The organism is Streptomyces sp. TP-A0356 (assembly GCF_001417775.1).
GTDB lineage: Bacteria > Actinomycetota > Actinomycetes > Streptomycetales > Streptomycetaceae > Streptomyces.
Genome location: NZ_BBZJ01000016.1, coordinates 103,022 through 121,881, shown reverse-complemented (window position 1 = coordinate 121,881; position 18,860 = coordinate 103,022). Strand labels below are relative to the sequence as shown.

Sequence of the window (18,860 nt, the reverse complement as noted above, 5' to 3'; positions counted from 1 at the left end):
GAGCCATGACCGGCGTTTCCGCCCTCGCAAGCCCCCCACCGCCCGTGGCACCGACCCGCTACACCGTCACCCTCGCCCGTGACGAAGCCGATGTCCGGGCCGCCCAGCGGCTGCGCCACGACGTCTTCGCGGGGGAGATGGGCGCGCTCCTGTCCACCCCGCAGCCGGGCCTCGACATCGACCCCTTCGACGCGTACTGCGACCACCTGCTCGTCCGCGACACGGTGACCGGTCAGGTCGTGGGCACCTACCGGCTGCTGCCGCCCGAGCGGGCCGCGGTCGCCGGCCGACTGTACTCGGAGGGCGAGTTCGACCTCGGCCCGCTCGCCGGGATCCGCTCCGGGCTGGTCGAGGTCGGCCGTTCCTGCGTCCACCCCGACCACCGCGACGGCACCGTCATCGGTCTGATCTGGGCGGGCATAGCCCGCTACATGGTCGAGGGCGGCCACGAGTGGCTGGCCGGCTGCTGCTCCCTCCCGCTCGCCGACGGCGGCACGCTCGCCGCCGGCACCTGGGAGCGGGTGCGGTCCAAGCACCTGGCACCCGAGGAGTACCGCGTACGACCGCTGCTGCCCTGGCGCCCCGAGACCGCGGCCCCGACCGGGCACACCGAGCTGCCCCCGCTGCTGCGCGGCTACCTCCGGCTGGGCGCCTGGGTCTGCGGTGAGCCCGCGCACGACCCGGACTTCGGCGTCGCCGATCTGTACGTGCTGCTGTCGATGCGCCGGGTCAACCCGCGCTATCTGCGGCACTTCCTCTCGCTAGTCCCCGCGTGATGAACGCGCCCCGGACGGTTGTGAGGAAGGCGTCGCGGACGGCTGTGACGAACGCGTCGCGGACGGCCGTGACCCATGCGTCCCGGACGGTGGTGACCCGCGCGTCCCGTCTCGGCGTGACCCTGCGCCCGCGCCGCGGCAGAGCGGTGCTCGCGAGACAGGGCGCGGGCACGGCGGTGCTCCCGGCCACCGCCACGCTGCCCGAGCCGCGACGCCCCGGCGCGCGGCCCGAGCCCGTCGCCCCCGTGAGCGCCTGGCTGCCCAGCGCACCCTGCTCGGCGCGGGCCTGTGTGGACGCCACGGCCTCGGCGACCGCCGTACCGCGCGCCGTGCTCCGGATCCTGGCCGTACTGACCGTGACGGTCGCCGGACTCGTTCTCCTCCCGGTCGTGGGCCGGCTTCCCGTCCCACCGCGGGAGCGGATCATCAGGGCCTGGTCCCGGACGGTCGTGCGCGCGGCGGGCGTCCGGGTACGGATCACCGGGGCCGCCCCGCCGGACGGCGGTCTGCTGATGGTCGCCAACCACATCTCGTGGCTCGACATCCCGCTGCTCGCCGCCGTACGACCCGGGCGGATGCTGGCGAAGACCGAGATCCGGCAGTGGCCGGTGGCCGGCGCGCTGACCGCGCGCAGCGGTGCCCTGTTCATCGACCGCGACCGGCTGCGCGCGCTCCCGGACACGGTCGCCCGGATAGCGGAGGGACTGCGCGCGGGCTCGGCCGTCGTGGTCTTCCCCGAGGGGAGCACCTGGTGCGGCCGGGCGCAGGGGTACTTCCGCAGGGCCGTCTTCCAGGCGGCGCTGGACGCGGGCGTGTCCGTGCAGCCCGTACGCCTCCACTACCGGCTCGACGGGGGACCCGCCAGCACCGCGCCCGCGTTCGTGGGGAGCGACTCCCTGCTGACGTCACTGAGGCGGGTCGTGTCGGCGCGTCGGCTCGTCGCTGAGGTCCGCGTCATGCCGGTGCTCGCACCGCACTCCTGTACCGACCGACGCGGCCTCGCCCTGGCCGCCGAGCGTGCCGTCGGTCTCCCGAGCGGCCCACACGCGGATCTGCCGGCCCACCGCTGACGACCGTGACCCGTGTGGGGTCCGGTCCCGCGCGGTCCCGAGGTCGTACGGGCCCGCGGGTCCGGCCGCCGTCACCTCCGACGGCGGCCGGACGGGGCGCTCCCGCCGTCGCGGAGGCGCAGCGGAGGCCTCGCTCTCGCCGCCGTCTCGATCATTATCGAGAAGCTGTCCTGGCTCGACCCGAAGACCTTGTGGGCGGCGCGCAACGGTGTGCTGGCCTCCTGGTTCGGGGATCCCACCGGAGGGACCCGAAGTCGCTGGGTGCGGCAGCGGGAAGCGGCGGGCGCGCCCGCCGACAAGGTGATCCGGCGCGACGATCCGGACCACTTCTCCTTCATGGTCATCGGTGACACCGGTGAGGGCGACGATCCCCAATACGCCGTCGTCCCGGGCTTCCTGAAGATGAGTCAGGACACCCGGTTCGCCGTCGTGGCGAGTGACGTCATCTATCCGGTCGGGGCCACCGACGACTACGGAACCAAGTTCTTCCGCCCGTACCAGGGCTATCCGGCGCCCATCTACGCCATACCCGGCAACCACGACTGGTACGAGGACCTGCACGGGTTCATGCGCGTCTTCTGCGACGCCGCGCCGCCGGCCCCGGCCGCCCCGCCGCGCCCGCTGACCCGCGCCTGGCTGCGCGGCCTGCTGTGGCACAACCCGAGCAAGCCGCACGAACAACGCCTGGCCGAGGCAAGGAAGTTGCGATCGGCTCCGGGCCAACGGGCCGACCTGCCCGGGCCGTACTGGGCGATCGACGCCGGACCCGTCCGCATCATAGGAATAGACACCGGCCTCCTGGGCACCATCGACGCGGAACAGGGCCGCTGGCTGCGGGAGGTCTCCCGCGGGCCCCGCCCCAAGATCCTCATCACCGGTTCGCCCCTGTACGTGGACGGCGAGCACCACCCCTGTCCCATCGACGGCGGCGGCACGGTCGACGACATCGTTCGCGACCCGGACCACCGCTATGTCGCCGCGATAGGCGGCGACATCCACAACTACCAGCGCTACCCGGTGGACGTGGACGGCCGCACCATCCAGTACGTGGTCTCCGGTGGTGGCGGCGCCTTCATGCACGCCACCCACACCATTGCGCGGGTGTCCGTGGCGAACGTCACGGAGAAGGAGTTCCGCTGCTATCCGCTGCGCGGTGACTCCCTGGCCTTCTACAGCAGGCTCTACGGACGCCGGCTGCGGCTGCGTCGTTTCTTCACCCTCTCCGAGGCGGAGGCCAACGCGGTCATCGCCGAGCGCCTCGGTATCCCCCCGACCCGCGCCCAGGCGGCATCCGCCCGGGTCACCCGGCGCACCCGCCTCGTCGCCAGTCTGCTGGGAGCCGGAGGTCGTCCCGACCGGACCTCGCGGTTGCGGCTGCCCGTGCGCAAGATCCACACGCAGCTGTTCTCGCCGAGCTCGGCCACCTACAGCCCGCCGTTCTTCAAGAGCTTCCTACGCCTTGACGTCACCCCGGAGGCGGTGCGGCTGCGCTGTTTCGCCGCGACCGGCAATCTGCGCCAGGAACTCGAACCGCCGGTGGAGGACGAGGTGACCATCCCCCTGGCGTGACGGTCCCGGGTGGCGGCAACTCCCCGTTCCGCCCGCCTTCGGTCACTCGCCCGCGCGCAGGCCCCGGCCCCGGTCCGCCCCGAGCCCGGCCACCCGGGCAAGCCTGCGGTACGAGTCCACAAGGGCCGTGCGGTCGTACGTGCTGGTCGTGACGAGCACCTCCTGAGCCCCCGTCTCCTTGAGCAGATGCTCCAGCTCATGGGCGACCTGCTCCTCGGTGCCCGCGACATGACCGGCGAGCCCTGCCTCGTAGAAGCCGCGCTCCCTGGCGCTCATCGGCAGGGACTCGACGCGCTCGGCGGGCGGCAGCGGCGGGAACGCGCCATGGGTCCGGGCGTACGCCATCGACCAGGCCTCGGGGAGCAGGAGACGACGGGCGTTCTGCGGGGTGTCGGCGACCGCGACCGTGCCGGAGACGACGACATACGGCTCGCGCGCCCAGGCGGAGGGCCGGAACGTCGCTCGGTAGTGGTCGATCCCGCGCAGCATCCTGTCCCGGTTCCGGAGGTCCCCGATGACCATGGGCAGACCGGCGCGGGCGGCGATGGTGGCGCCCTCGCCCATGGCCAGCACGAACGGCGGCACGGCGAGACCCTCCGTGGGGCGCGCGTGGACACCGGTGGAGGAGGTGCCGCGGAACCACCCCAGGAGCTCGTCGAGCTGACCGGCGAAGTCGTCGGCATCGCCCTTGTCGCGGCCGAGTGCCCGGCGCACCCCGTCCGTGAATCCGACGGAACGGCCGAGCCCCATGTCGATCCGCCCGGGGAAGAGGGACTCCAGCACGCCGAACTGCTCGGCCACCACGAGCGGTTGGTGATTGGGCAGCATCACGCCGCCCGTCCCCACCCGAATGGTCCGGGTGGCGGCCGCGACCGCCGAGGCCAGCACCGTCGGAGCGGAACCGGCCACACCGGGCACCCCGTGGTGCTCCGAGACCCAGAACCGGTGGTACCCGAGCGCCTCGGCCTCCTGTGCCAGCCGCACCGTGTCCCGCAGGGCTTCCGACGTCTCGTGCCCCTCGCGGGTGCGCGAGCGGTCGAGTACCGAGAAGCGGGTGTCCGCGATCACTGGGCTCACATGGACTTCAACGCTCCGACGGGCGGGTGATTCCCGGCGCGTGCCGGGACACCGGGGCCGTGTCAGCCGACGTGGACGCGTGGGCGTCGTTGCCGGTCGGGTTCGGCCTCGCGCAGTACCTCCCGTGTCACCGGTGCCACCTCGCCCTGACCGAAGAGGAAGAAGCGCAGGAAGTTGGCGAACGGGTTGCCCTCGGTCCATTCGAAGTAGATGTGCGGGATGCAGCCGGTGGTGTCGCGGACGTGCAGGAGCAGGGCCGCGAGGGCGTTGGGGATGGAGGACGACTCCAGGGTGAGCACACGGTAGCGCTCGTGCAGAACCTCACCGCGTACGGTCAGACCCGCCTCGAACTCCGACGGATCCGTGACCGTCACCTCGACGAAGACGACGTCGTCCTGGGGCGAGACGTCGTTGTCCTTGCGGATCTGCTCGATCTTCTCCCGGTACTCCGCTCGGTCACGGCGATCCGGTTCGTTGGCGATGAAGCGGATACGGCGGCTGGCGATGTCTCGGACGAATCGTTCCGCCATGTCGTCGAGGGTCACGCTGGTCACCCGCAGTTCGAAGGCGCGGGCGAGCCGGGACAGCAGCGAGACGAGGATGATTCCGGCGATGAAGCAGGCGCCGATCTTCACACCGTCCGGCCGCTCGATGACGTTCACGACGGTCGTGTACAGGAACACCGCGGAGATCGCGGCGAAGGCGACGGCCCAGCCCTTCTGGCGCGCCTTGCGGGCGGCGATGGTGACGGCGATCGCCGCCGAGCTGATCAGCACGAGCACGCCGGTGGCGTAGGCGCCGCCCTGGGCGTCCACGTCGGCGTCGAAGATCCAGGTGACCAGGAACGCGATCAGCGTGAACACGATGACCATGGGCCGTACGGCGCGGGCCCAGTGCGGGGCCATGCCGTAGCGGGGCAGATAGCGGGGCATCAGGTTGAGCAGTCCCGCCATCGCGGAGGCCCCCGCGAACCACAGGATCGCGATCGTCGAGATGTCGTAGACGGTCCCGAACGCGCCCCCCAGATACTCGTGCGCCAGATAGGCGAGCGCGCGGCCGTTGGCCGGCCCGCCCGGCTTGAACGCCCGCTCCGGGATCAGCAGGGTCGTGATGAAGCTCGTGGTGATCAGGAAGCCGCTCATGATGACGGCGGCGGTGGTCAGCAGCTTCTTCGTGTCCCGGATCCGGCCCGTGGGCCTCTCCTCGGTGTCGCCGGGGTCGCCCTGCACATGCGGCATGACGGCGACACCGGTCTCGAAGCCGGACAGGCCGAGCGCCAGCTTGGGGAAGACCAGCAGAGCCACACCGATCATGACGAACACGTTGCCGTGCTGGGCGGTCAGGGCGCCGGTCCAGTCGGTGACCACGTGCCCGGCGGTGACCACGTGCCACAGACCCACCACCACGACCACCGCGTTCAGCGCCAGATAGACGCCGACCAGGGCGACCGCGACGCCGATGGCCTCCAGGAAGCCCTTGAGGAAGACCGCGCCGAGCAGCGCGACCAGCAGCAGCGTGATCAGCATCTGGTAACCATGCAGGGTGCCCGTCAGGTGGGGGTTCTCCACCAGGTGGGTGGAGGCGTCCGCCGCGGACAGGGTGATGGTGATCAGGAAGTCGGTCGCCGCGAAGCCGAGCAGGGTCAGCACGAACAGCTTCCCCTGCCAGAAGGAGAGCAGCCGCTCCAGCATGGCGATCGAGCCCTCGCCGCGGGGGCTCTCCTGGGCGACACGGCGGTAGACGGGCAGGGCGCCTGCGAGCGTGACGATCACCAGCACGATGGTGGCGACGGGGGAGAGCAGTCCGGCGGCCAGGGCCGCGATGCCGGGCTGGTAGCCGAGGGTGGAGAAGTAGTCGACGCCGGTCAGACACATCACCCGCCACCAGCGCTGGCCCTTGTGCGGGGGCTCGGGCTCGGCGTGCGGGCCCTGCGGGGCGCCCTTGCCCATGTCGGACAGCCCCTCCAGCATCCACGCCCGCAATCGGCTCGCAGGTGGGTGTTCGGTGGTGGCCATCGGCGTGCTCTCCTGTGGGTACGGCTCGGTGCGGGATTCGGCCATCACACGGACGGCCGCACCAGCGTATGCAGAGAGTGACGCGTGGGCCCACGAATGAGAGGCCTGGAGGCGTCAAGCTTGCGTTAAGAGCTCCGGACGGAATGGGAGTCCGATCAGCTCGCGGCGTCCGGTGCGTGCGATCGCAAGGCGCCGGAAGGTCCTCGTAGCGGAACCACCAGGGCCTTTCGGATGGAACGTCGAGGCGAGCGGCTGGCCGGAGGGCGAGGTCGAACTGCGCGCGTACGGCAAGGGGCGCTATCTGGGCCGCTTCATGCCGAGTCCCGGCCCAGGCCCAGTACCGCCGCTCGGGGCCCGGCAGGTCGCGGTGACGCCGGCCGACCAGGCGAGGGCGGCGCTGGACACGGCGGGCCCTGGACGCGAGGTCCGACACCGGCGACGCGGCGTACCGCTACTCCAGACCGGACACCCTGAACACGGTCCGCGCTGTCTCGCGGTCGATCCGCTCCTGGACGCGGCCGAGCGCGATCACCCCGCACAGCAGGCTGCCGAGGGCCGCGGACTTCTGCGCGTCCTCGTCCAGGCGGTGCCACAGCTCGGGGTTGTTCACCAGGACCTGCGGGTCGAGCTCGACCCGTCCGCCGTGGGCGTCCCGCAGGACGAGCCGTTGGCAGACGCCGTCCGTGCAACGCACCGACACCAGCAGGTCGGTGCGGACCCGCCGCGTGCACAGTAGCCCGCGCGAGGCCAGCCAGCCCTCACCCGCGCAGATCCGGCGCGGACACAGCACGAGGAAGAGCAGGACCGACAGCGCACACCACAGGACGGCCCGCCACGGTGTCGCGGCGCCGGAGCCCCAGTCGATGAGCAGCAGCAGGGCGAGCAGCGCGACCGCGCAGCGGATCGAGCTGTGCATCTCTCCGGCCCAGCGGCGGTCGTGGACCACCCGCCCCGGCCCTCGTGCGTCTGCGCCCGCGACCTCGTGTCGCGTGGCGTCGCGGCCTTCCATACGGCCGACGGTAGCCAGCGGCGGAGCCCTGCGCAGCGTGCCTTGACGCGACTCTGACGGGTCCGTGGCCGTTCTTGACGCGGTCACAGCGAGCCCGCGCGGTCACCCGCATCACACACGCGCCAAGGCGGCGTCAAGGTCGCCGGATTCGGCGGGAAGAACGCGCAATGACCGCTCGGACCCGGCCGGACGCGGTCGGAACCGTGGTGCACCGTGTGCGCTTCCGTACGCGGCCGTTCACGCCCGCCGGTGGCCGCCGTGGCCGCCGGGCACGGCCGCCTGCTGGTACGCCGCGAGTCGCTGGACGACATCGCAGCCGTGACGTGGGTCCCTGGCCCGCGCGGCCCCGAAGCCACCCCCGGGCGGTGGTGGCCCGCTCCCCGCCCGGAGGTGTGCCACGGCCCCACTCCGCCGGCCCCGGACCCGTACGCACGGCGCGCGCCCACGCCCGGGGCGGCGGAAACTGTTGCCGACTTGTCCCACCGGCCGTGTGAGGTGCCCATGGCGTATGGCCTGGCACGTCGTGAGCTGCGCCCCCGAGTTCCGCTGCGCCCGGGCGAGGGCGAGAGGGACCACCTCACGAGCCTGGAGGGCCTGGCCGCGCTGTCGCTGGACGCGCTCAGCTCGGTGGCATACGGTCCCGAGGCGATCGTGCTGGCCCTGGTGGCCGCCGGGACGGGCGCGCTGACCGCCACCCTGCCCATCACCCTGGCGATCACCTTCCTGCTCGCGGCGCTGGTGGTGTCGTACGCCCAGGTGATCGCCGTACACCCGGACGGCGGAGGCGCCTACGCCGTGGCGAAGAAGGACCTGGGCCGGACGGCCGCCCTGCTCGCCGCGGCCAGCCTGGTCGTCGACTACGTGCTCACGGTCGCCGTCAGCCTCTCCGCGGGCGCCGACGCCCTCGCGTCCGCCTTCCCCGTGCTCGTCCACGGCAAGCTCGTGGTCTGCCTGGTCGGTCTTGCGCTGCTGACGGCCGTGAACCTGCGGGGTGTCACCGAGAGCGCCCGGGTGCTGATGTTGCCGACCGTGCTGTTCATCGGGTCGATCGTCGGCGTCATCGTCCTCGGCCTCGTCCGCTCGCACCCGGCGGCCGTCGTGGGCACCGCGCTGCCCATCCACGCGCACGAGACCCTGGGTCTCCTGCTGATGCTCAAGGCGTTCTCGTCCGGATGCTCGGCCCTGACGGGTGTGGAGGCCATCGCCAACGCCGTGCCCACCTTCCGCACGCCCCGCGTCCAACGCGCCCAGCGCACCGAACTGATGCTCGGCGCGCTCCTCGGCCTCATGCTCATCGGCCTGGCCGTGCTCATCCGCCGCGACCATGTCGCCCCGCGCGCGGGCGTCACGGTCCTGGCCCAGCTCACGGCCGGCGCCTACGGCACCGGATGGGCCTACTACGGCACCAACCTCATCGTCACCCTGATCCTGCTCCTCGCCGCGAACACCAGCTTCGGGGGACTGCCGGTGCTCATGAGCCTGCTCGCCCGCGACCACCGTCTGCCCCATCTGTTCGGGCTGCGCGCCGAACGGCCGGTGTACCGCTACGGCGTGCTCACACTGGCCCTGGCGGCCGGGACACTGCTGTGCGCGGTCGACGCGAACACGCACCGCCTGATCCCGCTCTTCGCGATCGGCGTGTTCATCGGCTTCACGCTCAGCCAGTCGGGCCTCGTACGGCACTGGGCGACCCAGCGACCGCCGGGATGGGCGCACCGGGCGCTGATCAACGGAATCGGGGCGCTGCTCACCACCCTGGCCGGGGTCATCCTCCTCACCACGAAGTTCGTGCAGGGCGCCTGGGTCGTGGTGATCGCCATCCCGCTGATGATGCTGCTGTTCGACCGCATCGAGCGCTACTACACACGGGTGGGGCAGGAACTGGAGCTGGGGAGGATCCCGGGACGGCCGGCCCCGGCGCCCGCAAGCCTGGTGATCGTCCCGCTGGGCGAGGTCAGCAGGCTCGCCCAGCACGCCCTGAGCGCCGCCCTCGCCCTGGGCGACGAGGTGGTGGCGGTGGCCGTCCACGCCGACCCGGGCGGGGCCCGCGCCCTGCGGGAGACGTGGGAACGCTGGAACCCGGGCGTACGCCTCGACGTCATCGACAGCCCGCACCGCTCCCTGGTCCAGCCCGTCGTCGACTATGTGCAACGAGCGGCCCGGGACGGCCGGCAGATCGCCGTCCTCATCCCCGAGGTCGAACCCCGCCACCGGCGCTACGAGATCCTGCAGAACCAGCGCGGCCTGCTGCTGGCCACCGTCCTGCGCGCCCGCACCGACGTGGTGGTGTGCATGCTGCCGTACCGGCTGAGTGTGTGAACGGCGGCGGGCCAACCTCACGTCCCGGTTACGGATCCCTCAACCTCTGGTGTCGGTGGGGTGAGGCCACGACGATGGGTGCATGACTCTGGCCCAGCGCGCCCTGGAGCAACTGCAGGTCTGGCCCGATCTCACGGCGGGTCCGGCCAGTTGCGGCACGGGGCTGGCGCTCCGCTGCTCGCGAAGCGAGATCGTCCACTTCCACTCCGGCTGCGAGGCGGACCTGTACCTCACCAGTCGGGCCATCGAGCGCTTCTCCGACGACGTCCTCGCCGAGTCGACCGCCATCCGAGTGGTGCCCGGCTCACTGTGGGTCACCGTGCGCCTCGACTGTGAGGCCGACGTCGACCTGTTGATGAGTCTGGTGAGCGTGGCGCTCCAGGCGCACCTGACATGGTCGCCGCCGGCGACCGCACTCGCCGCCGGTTGCAACTACCACCGGGTCACGGTGCTGCCCCGCGACCGCGAAGGCACCAACGGCTGAGCAGCACCACCGACTTGCCGGCGGGAGAAGTGTGACGGCCGGTTCCTTCGACCCTGCAAAGGCGTGGTCACCGGTGCCGGCGAGGCCGCCGAGGCCGCCGCCCTGGGACTGCGGCTCGTCTCCGGCCCGCCGTGAAGGACACCTTGCTGTCGCACGCCACGGCGGTCACGGGGCGCGGGCGCGGCTTCGCCGTCCATGAGGCGATGGACCAAGTCGGCGCGCTGGCCGGGCCGTTGGCCGTGGCCGGGGTGCTCGCGCTGACGGACGGCGACTACGGTCCCGCGCTGGGCGTGCTCGCGCTGCCGGCCGCGGCGGTGCTGGGACTGCTGGTGCGGCTGCGGGCCCGGGTACCCGATCCGGAGGCGTACGAGCGCGGGGTCACCCCGCCCTCGGCCGCCTCCCCGGTGCCGGGTGGCCCCCTGCCCAGGGCGTTCTGGACGTACGCGGCGTTCACCGCGGCCACCACCGCCGGGTTCACGACCTTCGGCCTGCTCTCCTACCACCTCGTCGAGGGGCATCTGGCGCGGACGGCGTGGGTGCCGCTGCCGTACGCGGTCGCCATGGCGGTCGACGCGGTGGCCGCGCCGGCCACCGGATGGGCCTACGACCGCTACGGGCGTGAACGTCAGCCTTCCGCGAGGCGCCTGCGCGACGCGTCGATCTCCGCGTACGCCTGGTCACGTCCCTCCCAGTGGGAACCCTCGACCGACTTGCCCGGTTCCAGATCCTTGTAGACCTCGAAGAAGTGGGTGATCTCCAGCCGGTCGAACGTGGGGACGTCGTCCATGTCCTGCAGGATCGCATAGCGCGGGTCGTGCGCGGGGACGCAGAGGATCTTCTCGTCGGGTCCCTTCTCGTCCTTCATGCAGAACATGCCGACGGCGCGGCACTCGATCACACAGCCGGGGAAGGTCGGCTCGCCGACCAGGACCAGGGCGTCGAGCGGGTCGCCGTCCCGGCCCAGCGTGTGGTCGATGTAGCCGTAGTCCGCCGGATACTGTGTGGAGGTGAACAGCATCCGGTCCAGACGGAGGCGGTGCAGCTCGTGGTCCATCTCGTACTTGTTGCGGGATCCCTGCGGGATCTCCACGATGACGTCGAATTCCACGACGGCCTCCTTGCCTGGTCGGTCTGCAGGCCGGGGCCCTTCCAGTGTGCCCCGCGCCCGGGCACCGCGACATCCCGGCCGTCACGGCAGGCCCGGACGGGGTCAAGGGCTGGTCATGGGTGGCCATGGATCGTCAAGCCCGCCCCAGGCGCGCCCGAGGGCGGTCTATCCTTGGGTCGATTTCATGAGACACCCCACTCGGTGAGGCGCCCGTGAGGCGTCTTCACCGACACGCACACTGATCCCGCCCGTCGACCGACGCTCCGGATCATGTGCGGCCGCGACCGTGTGCGCGGCCACGACCGGAAGGAGGCGAGATGGACAGTAGTCCCGGCCATAGTCGGCCCTCATCCCAGTTGTCCTCGCCGTCCTTCCACGGCCCGGGGCAGCCCGTTCGCTCCTGACCCGGCCGGCCGACCCAGGAACCCGGTCCGGTCGCCACGCCGTCGCGCCCTGCGTGGCCCGACGCGTGCCCCCAGGACACGAGCGCGCCGCCATGGGCCGCCCGACGCCCCGTCCACGAGCCGGGGCAAGGGGGTGCTCCCTGTGTCCGCTCTGTCCTCCTCGATGTTGCTGATGTCCACCACGGCCCGGCTGCGTGACCGCCGCGTGCACCTGGAGCGGCGGGCCACCGCGTCCAAGGCCGTGCGCGCCTCGCTGGTCTCGCTGGCCGGGCTGATCGGCGGCCCGGTCACCAACCAGGCCGACCAGGAGGTCGGGCGCGTCGTCGACGTCGTCGCCCGGCTCTACGGGCCCGAGCCGTACCCCCCCGTCACCGGACTGATCCTGCGCATCGGCCGCCGGCGGACCTTCCTGGCCGCGGAGTCCGTCGACCAGATCCGCGCCGGGCGCGTCCGGCTCCGCACGGCCCGGGTGGACCTGCGGGACTTCGCCCGCCGCCCGGGAGAGGCGCTGCTCGCCAAGGACGTGCTGGACCACCAGCTCGTCGACGTCGACGGGGTCCAGGTCACCCGGGCCGCCGACCTCTATCTGGCCCCGCTCGTGGACCGGGTGGTCCTCGTCGGGGTCGACGTCTCGCTGCCCACCCTGCTCCGGCGGCTCGGCCCCCGGCGCTGGCAGGCCCGGCCCACCCCGGAGCGGGTGCTGGACTGGCAGTCCGTCGCGCCCTTCGGAGAACAGGCCACCGAGGGCCCGCCGGAGGTACGGCTGCGCGCCTCCCGGGCCGCGCTGCAGCGGCTGCGCCCGGCCGATCTCGCCGACATCCTCGAGGACCTGGGCCGCAGCGAGCGGCAGCAGCTGCTGGGGTGGCTGGACCCCGAGCAGGCCGCCGACGCCCTGGAGGAGATGGAACCGGCCGAGTTGGAGAACCTGCTGCGCGAGGCCCGCCCCGAGCACGCCGCCCGGCTGGTGGACGAGATGGAGCCGGACGAGGCCGCCGACGCGCTGCGCGACCTCACCGCCGACGAACGCGAGGCGCTGCTGTCCCGGATGCCGGCCGAGGAGGCTGCCGAACTGCGCACGCTCCTCACCCACCGGGAGGACACCGCGGGCGGCGCCATGACCACCAGGCTGGTCACCGCCCGCCCGGACCAGACGGTCGCCGAGGTGCGGGCCCAGCTGGCGGCGGAGGGCGTGCACCGCACGGAGATCGACGCGGTCGCCGTGGTGGCCGAGGACGGCCGGCTGATCTGCGACATCGCGCTGTTCGACCTGGCCGTGGCCGAGGACACCACCAAGGTCGGGGACCTGGCCACCTGGTGCGCCCAGTTCGGTCCACCCGTCACCGTACGTCCCGACACGCCCCTGGCCGACGCCGCCGAGGAGCTGGTGGCGGCCCGCGCCTCCTCCGTCCTCGTGGTCGACGACGGCGAGCACCCGGTGGGGCGCATCCTGGCCGACGACATCCTCGACGCCCTGCTGCCCGAGCGCGGGCGCCTGCACTTCCGGAGGTTCCTGCAGTGACTCCCGACCTCGACACCGCGACGGCACCCGCCGCACCCAGCGTGGCGCGGCGCACCGGGTGGCGCCGTGTGGCCGTGGTCGCCGCCATCGCGGGGCCCGGCCTGGTGGCCGCCAACGCCGGCAACGACGCGGCCGGGATCGCCACCTACGCCTCGGCCGGGGCGCAGTACACCTACGGGACGCTGTTCTTCATGGTCCTGGTGACCATCGCCCTGGTGATGGTGCAGGAGATGGCCGTCCGGCTGGGCGCCTACACCGGCAAGGGTCTGGGTGCCCTGATCCGCGAGCAGTTCAGCCTCCGTCTGACCGCACTGGCCGTGTTCTGCCTTCTGCTGGCCAATACCGGGCTCGTGGTCAGCGAGTTCGCCGGGATCGGTGCCGCCTTCGAACTCGTCGGCGTGCCGAAGTGGGCCGTCATCCCGCCGAGCGCCGTGCTGCTGTGGGCGCTGGTGGTGTTCGGCTCCTACCGCTGGGCCGAACGCGTCTTCCTGCTGATGTCGCTGGCGTTCTTCGCCTACCCGATCGCCATGGTCCTCGGTCACCCCGACTGGGGCGCCGTCGGCCACCACCTCGTGGTGCCGCACCTCGAACCGAACAAGGACTTCATCCTGCTGGCCGTGGCGCTGATCGGCACCACCGTCAGCCCGTACATGCAGTTCTACGCGGCCGCGGGCGTCGTCGACCGGGGCGCCAAGCCGCAGGACTTCCCGCTGATCCGGGCCGACGCGGTGCTGGGCGCGGTCTTCGCGTGCGTCATCAGCCTCACCATCATCGTGGCCACCGCCGCCGCGATCGGCGGCACCGGCCCGCTCACCTCGGCCGCCCAGGCCGCCAAGGCCCTGGAACCGGTCGCCGGGCAGAGCGCGGAGCTGCTGTTCGCCGTCGGCCTCATGGGCGCCTCCGCCCTGGCCGGGGCCGTGGTCCCGCTGTCGGCCGGCTACGCCGTCGGCGAGGCCGTGGGGGTGGAACGCTCGGTCTCCCGCAGCTTCCGGGACGCGCCCCTGTTCCTCGGTCTGTTCACCGCGCAGATCGCACTCGGTGCGATCGTCGCACTGACTCCGGTGAACGTCATCCAGCTCCTGATCGGCACCCAGGTCCTGCAAGGGCTCATCAGTCCCGTGGTGCTGGTCTATCTGCTGGTTCTGACCAACCGCCGCTCCCTGCTCGGCCCGGCGGCCAACACCCCGCGCCAGCGGATCGCCGCCACGGTGGTGGTCGTCGGGGTCGCGACCATGTCGACCGTGCTGCTGGTACAGACGGTGCTGGGGTGGTTGGGCCTCGGCTGACCTGGGTACCCGCCAGCGCCGGGAAACGCCCGTATCCCCAGGGAGGAGGAACGCCAGTGCCGCGGATGGAAGAGGAGGAGGCACGGCGACGGTTCACCGGGGCCAGGGTCGCGCGACTGGGCACGGTGGATCCCGGCGGACGCCCCCACCTCGTACCGGTCGTGTTCGCCCACCACGACGACGACAGGATCGTCATGGCCGTCGACTGGAAGCCGAAGAGCTCCCAGCGGCTGAAGCGGCTCCACAACATCGCCGTCCATCCGGCCGTGTGTCTGCTGGTGGACTCCTACGACGAGGACTGGGACCGGCTGTGGTGGGCACGGGCGGACGGAGGCGCCCGGACCATCCCGCCCGACGCGTCGGCGGACCAGGACCGCATCGATTACGAGGCCGCCATCGCCCTGCTGAGGCGGAAGTACCCCCAGTACCGGGACAACCCGCCGGAGGGAGCGGTGATCGTCGTCACCGTGCGCCAGTGGAGCGGCTGGCGCTCCGCCGCAGAGCCCGAGAGGGCCGGGCAGGAGGAGCGGGCGGTGCCCCGACGACACGACGATCCGGGAGGTTCCCATGAGCAGGCAGATACGTGACGTGATGTCCCGTGGCGCGGTCGCCGTCGAACCGATGACCTCCGTGGCCCGGGTGGCCCATCTGATGCGCGAGCAGGACGTGGGCGATGTGCTGGTGGCGTACGACTCCGACCTGTTCGGCGTGCTCACCGACCGCGACATCGTGGTCCGGACGATCGCCCAGGACCGCGACCCGCACACGACGACCGCGGGCTCGGTGTGCACCCGTCCACCCGTGGTGACGCTGACGCCCGACGACACCACGGATCGCGCGGCCGAACTGATGCGCCGGTACGCCGTGCGCAGGCTCCCCGTCGTCGAGACGGGCGGCCGACCGGTCGGCATCGTCAGCCTGTGCGACATCGCCGCGACCGACGACCCGCACTCGGTCCTGGCAGACATCAGCAGGGCCGACGCGAACCGCTAGGGCGCTTCTGACGGATCTCCGTGGACAAGGTGCGTGCCGGGCGGCGCGACGCCGCGGAGATCCGTCGGAAGGGCCCTGGGCGGGCGCCTCAGCGCCGGGTGTCCGGTCCCGTCATCTCGTCGACCGCCGGGCCCCGGTGTGCCCGGTGCCGTCCCGGGCCCGTGTGCCGGTGTGTCGCCGAGCCCACCGCCGTGGCCAGGCCAAGAGTGAAGAGCAGCGCCAGGGCGAGGCCGGAGCTGAAGATGGCGAGGACGTTCATGGTGGCGATGGGATGATCCAGCACCGACACCGTGTACTGGGGGCCGCCGGAGAGGTTCCCGATGATCGCCAGGGCGGTGAAGGCGCCGGTGGCCGCGAGGAGGAGCAGTCCGATGAAGAGCATCCGAGTCATCCCCTCAGAGAGTTCCGACACCCTCCAGGTACCCGCACCGCCACGGGCCAGACAGTCGCCGGTCGGCGGCTCCATCGGCCGAGGTCGGTGAGGGAGCCGCACTGGTCCTCGACATCGACTACGACTGGGACCAGCGCGACGAGCTTCGCGAGGGCTCGGGGTACGTCGGCACCTTCCGCGGTCTGGGGCCGCGATCGCGGCCCGACTCGACGGCGTCGAACTACGGACACCTCCGTGATCCGCGAGGTCCGGGCCGCCGCCGGCGGCCTACGGGGCCGCCGAGCGGCTGCCGGGCCTCACAGCGGCGCGTGGCTGGCCGTCATGAGGTAGGTCCCGTAGGCCACGGAGAGGGCGGCGAGTGCGGCGCCGAGCAGGAACGCGTGCTTCGGCCGGACCCGCCAGGTCCGTACGAACGCGCGTGCCAGCGGGATCAGCAGCGGGAACGCGGGCAGCAGGAAGCGCGGCTTCGACCCGTACGGTCCGGAGCCGCCGACCGTGATCAGGACGAGTACGCCGGCGTACGCGATGAGCGCCAGGGGGGCGCGCTCGATGCACAGCAGACAGAACAGCAGGACGGCCGCCGTGACGATCACCAGCGCCAGCGGGTAGACGACCCGGCCGCCGTGCAGGAGCAGCGACTTGAGGAAGTGCAGCGAACCGGCGCCGAAGTCGAAGCGGGAGTCCCAGGCGCGCTGCACCGTGAAGTAGCCGCCCAGCAGATCGCCCGTGTGCTCGCCGACCCACAGCATGAAGCCGGTCCAGCCCAGGGGTGCGATCGCGGTCCCGATCCACAGTCCGAGGGGGACGCGGCCGCGCGATCTGATGACCTCGTGAACCGCCACGGCGCCCACCGCCACGGCCACGGCGAACCCGGTGGGCCGGGCCAGGCCCGCGAGGGCGGCCAGCCCGCCGGCCCACAGCCAGCGGCCCTTCATCAGTGCGTACAGGGACCAGGCGGCGAGCGCGGTGAGCAGAGGCTCCGTATACGCGATGTCGAGGACGACGGAGTGCGGCATGGCGGCCCAGACCCCGACGAGTGCGGTGGCGACCGCCTTCCCGTACAGCTGATGCCCGATCGCGTAGATGCCGTACGCCGCGACTGCCGAGGCGGTCCAGGCGATCAGCAGGGCGGCTGCGCCCGGGCTGATCGGCAGGACCGTGGACACGGCGCGGATGAGCCCCGGGTAGAGAGGGAAGAACGCCCAGTCCCGCTGCACGGCGCCGCTGGCGAGGACGTGGACGCGGGTGCCGTAACCGTACTCGGCGATGTGTAGGTACCAGCGTGAGTCCCACGAGTGGGCCAGGCCCTTGAGCAGCGGGTGCCCGGCGACGTGGTTCGTCACGGCGATCGCAGCGATGCCGGCGAGACGGATGGCGGCGAACAGGGCGAGGGCCTGCGCCGCGCCGGGCAGGAGCCGGCTCTGAAGGGGAAGGCGGACGCGACGGTCTGAGCCTCCGCCTCGCTGGGAGGCGGGGGCGGGCGAGAGTGCGCTCACACCTTGACCCTGCGGTACCGGGGTGCGGTCCGCAACGTGAGGAATGGCCATGGTTGGGTCATATACCACTGCTGTACGAGAATCCGTCGTGACGCAGTGCTGAAGCCGGTGAAATATGGCCAACGGATTGGGGGACGTCGCCGCGTACCCCGTCTTCGGGGCCCCGGAGGACGCTGCCGGGAGGTTACCCCGGACGAGTGGCACGGGCCCAGGCCCGACCATTTGAATGGGCGGTGAGCGCCCTGTTCCCGGACCGCGTTCCGTGATCGCGTTCCGTGCGGCCGAGGCGGCTCCGGGCGCGGCCTTTCCAAGGGCGCGGCGGTGTTCTCGGGTGGGCGTGTCTTCGTCGGGGCGCGGGCGCCGTTCCTCGGCCGGGGGTCGTGTCCTGGCGTTGCGTGCTGTCGCTGGGCGGGCGTGGCGCTCTCGGCGTGCGGCTGCCCCTCTCGGGGCGCGGCTGGGGTTCTCGGGGGTGGCTGCCTACTCCCGGGGGCAGGCCCTGGGGGTCGCTCTCTAGAGTGGCCCCGTGACGAACAGCAGCAGGCCGGTCGCCGTCTTCGATCTCGACAACACCCTCGCGGACACCGCGCACCGGCAGCGTTTCCTGGAGGCGGAGCCGCGGGACTGGAACGCGTTCTTCGCGGCGGCGCCGCAGGACCCGCCGCTGGCCGAGGGCGTCGCGCTCGCGCTGCGCAGCGCCGAGGAGTGCGAGATCGTCTATCTGACCGGGCGGCCCGCACGCTGCCGGCGCGACACGCTCGACTGGCTCGCCGCCCATGGGCTGCCCGAGGGGCGCCTGTACATGCGGGCGAACGGCGACCGCAGGCCCGCCCGCCTCACCAAGCTGGAGATCCTCCGCGAACTCGCCGACGGCCGTGAGGTCCGTGTGCTCGTCGACGACGACGAACTGGTCTGCCAGGACGCCGAACGGGCGGGTTTCACGGTCCTACGCGCCCGCTGGGCGGCCCCCTCCGCCGCGCTGAAGGACGCGCAGGAGCGGGAGGGCCGGACCTGAGAGGGCCCCGCTACTCGCCGTCCTCCAGGCGGAAGCCCACCTTCAGCCCCACCTGGTAGTGCTCGATCTCACCGTTCTCGATCCGTCCCCTGACCTGCGTGACCTCGAACCAGTCCAGATTGCGAAGGGTCTGCGAGGCGCGGCCGATGGCATTGCGAATGGCTTGATCGACGCCCTCGGGTGAGCTGCCGACGATCTCGGTGACCCGGTAGGTGTGATCGGTCATGCGAGTGCTCCTCTCGGCGTGGCGCGTGTGGCGCACGTCACTCCACCGTGCCGTACGGTGCGCCGGACCGCGAGACGTCGGATCACCCCTTGACGTGCCCAAGACC

General features: G+C 72.1%; 18 protein-coding genes. 11 read left to right on the top strand and 7 right to left on the bottom strand.

Annotated features, from left to right (window positions below; all coding sequences use genetic code 11):
* The first annotated feature begins 5 nt into the window (after positions 1 to 5).
* From ASC56_RS11365 to ASC56_RS11355, 3 genes are all read left to right on the top strand, one after another.
* Complete coding sequence (locus ASC56_RS11365) at positions 6 to 776, top strand: GNAT family N-acetyltransferase (protein ID WP_055491191.1); 771 nt, start codon at positions 6 to 8, stop codon at positions 774 to 776.
* 245 nt (positions 777 to 1,021) lie between these two features.
* Positions 1,022 to 1,846: a 1-acyl-sn-glycerol-3-phosphate acyltransferase gene (locus ASC56_RS11360; protein WP_055491495.1), complete on the top strand. Its 825-nt coding sequence runs from the start codon at positions 1,022 to 1,024 to the stop codon at positions 1,844 to 1,846.
* A 150-nt stretch (positions 1,847 to 1,996) separates the two neighbouring features.
* Positions 1,997 to 3,415, top strand: coding sequence for a metallophosphoesterase (locus ASC56_RS11355; RefSeq protein WP_055491494.1), 1,419 nt, complete (start codon positions 1,997 to 1,999; stop codon positions 3,413 to 3,415).
* Between the two features lie 42 nt (positions 3,416 to 3,457).
* Here the strand turns inward: ASC56_RS11355 and ASC56_RS11350 are convergent, their stop codons facing one another.
* The 3 genes from ASC56_RS11350 to ASC56_RS11340 all read right to left on the bottom strand — a co-directional run bounded on the left by ASC56_RS11350 (position 3,458) and on the right by ASC56_RS11340 (position 7,516).
* A complete protein-coding gene (locus tag ASC56_RS11350) occupies positions 3,458 to 4,492 on the bottom strand; it encodes an LLM class flavin-dependent oxidoreductase (RefSeq protein ID WP_055491190.1) in 1,035 nt (344 codons plus the stop codon).
* A 62-nt stretch (positions 4,493 to 4,554) separates the two neighbouring features.
* The gene (locus ASC56_RS11345; RefSeq protein WP_055491189.1) at positions 4,555 to 6,507 is read right to left on the bottom strand and encodes a hypothetical protein; all 1,953 of its coding nucleotides are present in this window, start codon (positions 6,505 to 6,507) and stop codon (positions 4,555 to 4,557) included.
* A 451-nt stretch (positions 6,508 to 6,958) separates the two neighbouring features.
* On the bottom strand, positions 6,959 to 7,516 hold the full coding sequence (locus ASC56_RS11340; RefSeq protein ID WP_055491188.1) for a hypothetical protein: 558 nt from the start codon (positions 7,514 to 7,516) through the stop codon (positions 6,959 to 6,961).
* A gap of 501 nt (positions 7,517 to 8,017) precedes the next feature.
* Here ASC56_RS11340 and ASC56_RS11335 point away from each other — a divergent pair.
* The 3 genes from ASC56_RS11335 to ASC56_RS11325 all read left to right on the top strand — a co-directional run bounded on the left by ASC56_RS11335 (position 8,018) and on the right by ASC56_RS11325 (position 11,053).
* The gene (locus tag ASC56_RS11335; protein WP_055491187.1) at positions 8,018 to 9,835 is read left to right on the top strand and encodes an APC family permease; all 1,818 of its coding nucleotides are present in this window, start codon (positions 8,018 to 8,020) and stop codon (positions 9,833 to 9,835) included.
* 82 nt (positions 9,836 to 9,917) lie between these two features.
* Positions 9,918 to 10,319, top strand: a complete 402-nt coding sequence (locus tag ASC56_RS11330; RefSeq protein ID WP_055491186.1) for a luciferase family protein — start codon at positions 9,918 to 9,920, stop codon at positions 10,317 to 10,319.
* 131 nt (positions 10,320 to 10,450) lie between these two features.
* Entirely contained in the window at positions 10,451 to 11,053 is a 603-nt protein-coding gene (locus tag ASC56_RS11325; RefSeq protein WP_055491185.1) for an MFS transporter, read from the top strand.
* Here ASC56_RS11325 and ASC56_RS11320 read toward each other — a convergent pair.
* Positions 10,945 to 11,427 carry an inorganic diphosphatase gene (locus ASC56_RS11320; protein ID WP_055491184.1) on the bottom strand — a complete coding sequence of 161 codons (483 nt, stop codon included), beginning with the start codon at positions 11,425 to 11,427 and terminating at the stop codon, positions 10,945 to 10,947. The two genes, ASC56_RS11325 and ASC56_RS11320, sit on opposite strands and share 109 nt — an antisense overlap.
* 546 nt (positions 11,428 to 11,973) lie before the next feature.
* Here ASC56_RS11320 and ASC56_RS11315 point away from each other — a divergent pair.
* The 4 genes from ASC56_RS11315 (at position 11,974) to ASC56_RS11300 (ending at position 15,629) form a co-directional block, all read left to right on the top strand.
* On the top strand, positions 11,974 to 13,350 hold the full coding sequence (locus ASC56_RS11315; RefSeq protein WP_234376930.1) for a magnesium transporter MgtE N-terminal domain-containing protein: 1,377 nt from the start codon (positions 11,974 to 11,976) through the stop codon (positions 13,348 to 13,350).
* A complete protein-coding gene (locus ASC56_RS11310) occupies positions 13,347 to 14,636 on the top strand; it encodes an NRAMP family divalent metal transporter (protein ID WP_234376929.1) in 1,290 nt (429 codons plus the stop codon). Before ASC56_RS11315 ends, ASC56_RS11310 begins: the two co-directional genes overlap by 4 nt.
* A 65-nt stretch (positions 14,637 to 14,701) precedes the next feature.
* The gene (locus ASC56_RS11305; RefSeq protein WP_063784960.1) at positions 14,702 to 15,223 is read left to right on the top strand and encodes a TIGR03668 family PPOX class F420-dependent oxidoreductase; all 522 of its coding nucleotides are present in this window, start codon (positions 14,702 to 14,704) and stop codon (positions 15,221 to 15,223) included.
* Positions 15,204 to 15,629, top strand: a complete 426-nt coding sequence (locus ASC56_RS11300; protein WP_055491183.1) for a CBS domain-containing protein — start codon at positions 15,204 to 15,206, stop codon at positions 15,627 to 15,629. Before ASC56_RS11305 ends, ASC56_RS11300 begins: the two co-directional genes overlap by 20 nt.
* An 88-nt stretch (positions 15,630 to 15,717) precedes the next feature.
* Here the strand turns inward: ASC56_RS11300 and ASC56_RS11295 are convergent, their stop codons facing one another.
* Both ASC56_RS11295 and ASC56_RS11290 read right to left on the bottom strand, forming a co-directional pair.
* The gene (locus tag ASC56_RS11295) at positions 15,718 to 16,011 is read right to left on the bottom strand and encodes a hypothetical protein (protein ID WP_055491182.1); all 294 of its coding nucleotides are present in this window, start codon (positions 16,009 to 16,011) and stop codon (positions 15,718 to 15,720) included.
* A 305-nt stretch (positions 16,012 to 16,316) separates the two neighbouring features.
* The gene (locus ASC56_RS11290; RefSeq protein WP_371330054.1) at positions 16,317 to 17,516 is read right to left on the bottom strand and encodes a hypothetical protein; all 1,200 of its coding nucleotides are present in this window, start codon (positions 17,514 to 17,516) and stop codon (positions 16,317 to 16,319) included.
* Between the two features lie 523 nt (positions 17,517 to 18,039).
* On the opposite strand from ASC56_RS11290, the gene ASC56_RS11285 reads away from it, so the two are divergent.
* Complete coding sequence (locus tag ASC56_RS11285) at positions 18,040 to 18,528, top strand: hypothetical protein (protein WP_055491181.1); 489 nt, start codon at positions 18,040 to 18,042, stop codon at positions 18,526 to 18,528.
* A gap of 10 nt (positions 18,529 to 18,538) precedes the next feature.
* Here ASC56_RS11285 and ASC56_RS11280 read toward each other — a convergent pair whose 3' ends face one another.
* Positions 18,539 to 18,754 (bottom strand): dodecin, encoded by a 216-nt coding sequence (locus tag ASC56_RS11280; protein ID WP_055491180.1) that lies wholly within the window; start codon positions 18,752 to 18,754, stop codon positions 18,539 to 18,541.
* Positions 18,755 to 18,860 lie beyond the last annotated feature (106 nt).

Excerpts from the sequence above, each read along its gene's own strand:
- ASC56_RS11365 (WP_055491191.1), top strand. The coding sequence starts at position 6 with ATGACCGGCGTTTCCGCCCTCGCAAGCCCCCCACCGCCCGTGGCACCG.
- ASC56_RS11345 (WP_055491189.1), bottom strand. The coding sequence starts at position 6,507 with ATGGCCACCACCGAACACCCACCTGCGAGCCGATTGCGGGCGTGGATG.
- ASC56_RS11340 (WP_055491188.1), bottom strand. The coding sequence starts at position 7,516 with ATGGAAGGCCGCGACGCCACGCGACACGAGGTCGCGGGCGCAGACGCA.
- ASC56_RS11335 (WP_055491187.1), top strand. The coding sequence starts at position 8,018 with ATGGCGTATGGCCTGGCACGTCGTGAGCTGCGCCCCCGAGTTCCGCTG.
- ASC56_RS11330 (WP_055491186.1), top strand. The coding sequence starts at position 9,918 with ATGACTCTGGCCCAGCGCGCCCTGGAGCAACTGCAGGTCTGGCCCGAT.
- ASC56_RS11305 (WP_063784960.1), top strand. The coding sequence starts at position 14,702 with ATGGAAGAGGAGGAGGCACGGCGACGGTTCACCGGGGCCAGGGTCGCG.
- ASC56_RS11300 (WP_055491183.1), top strand. The coding sequence starts at position 15,204 with ATGAGCAGGCAGATACGTGACGTGATGTCCCGTGGCGCGGTCGCCGTC.
- ASC56_RS11295 (WP_055491182.1), bottom strand. The coding sequence starts at position 16,011 with ATGCTCTTCATCGGACTGCTCCTCCTCGCGGCCACCGGCGCCTTCACC.
- ASC56_RS11280 (WP_055491180.1), bottom strand. The coding sequence starts at position 18,754 with ATGACCGATCACACCTACCGGGTCACCGAGATCGTCGGCAGCTCACCC.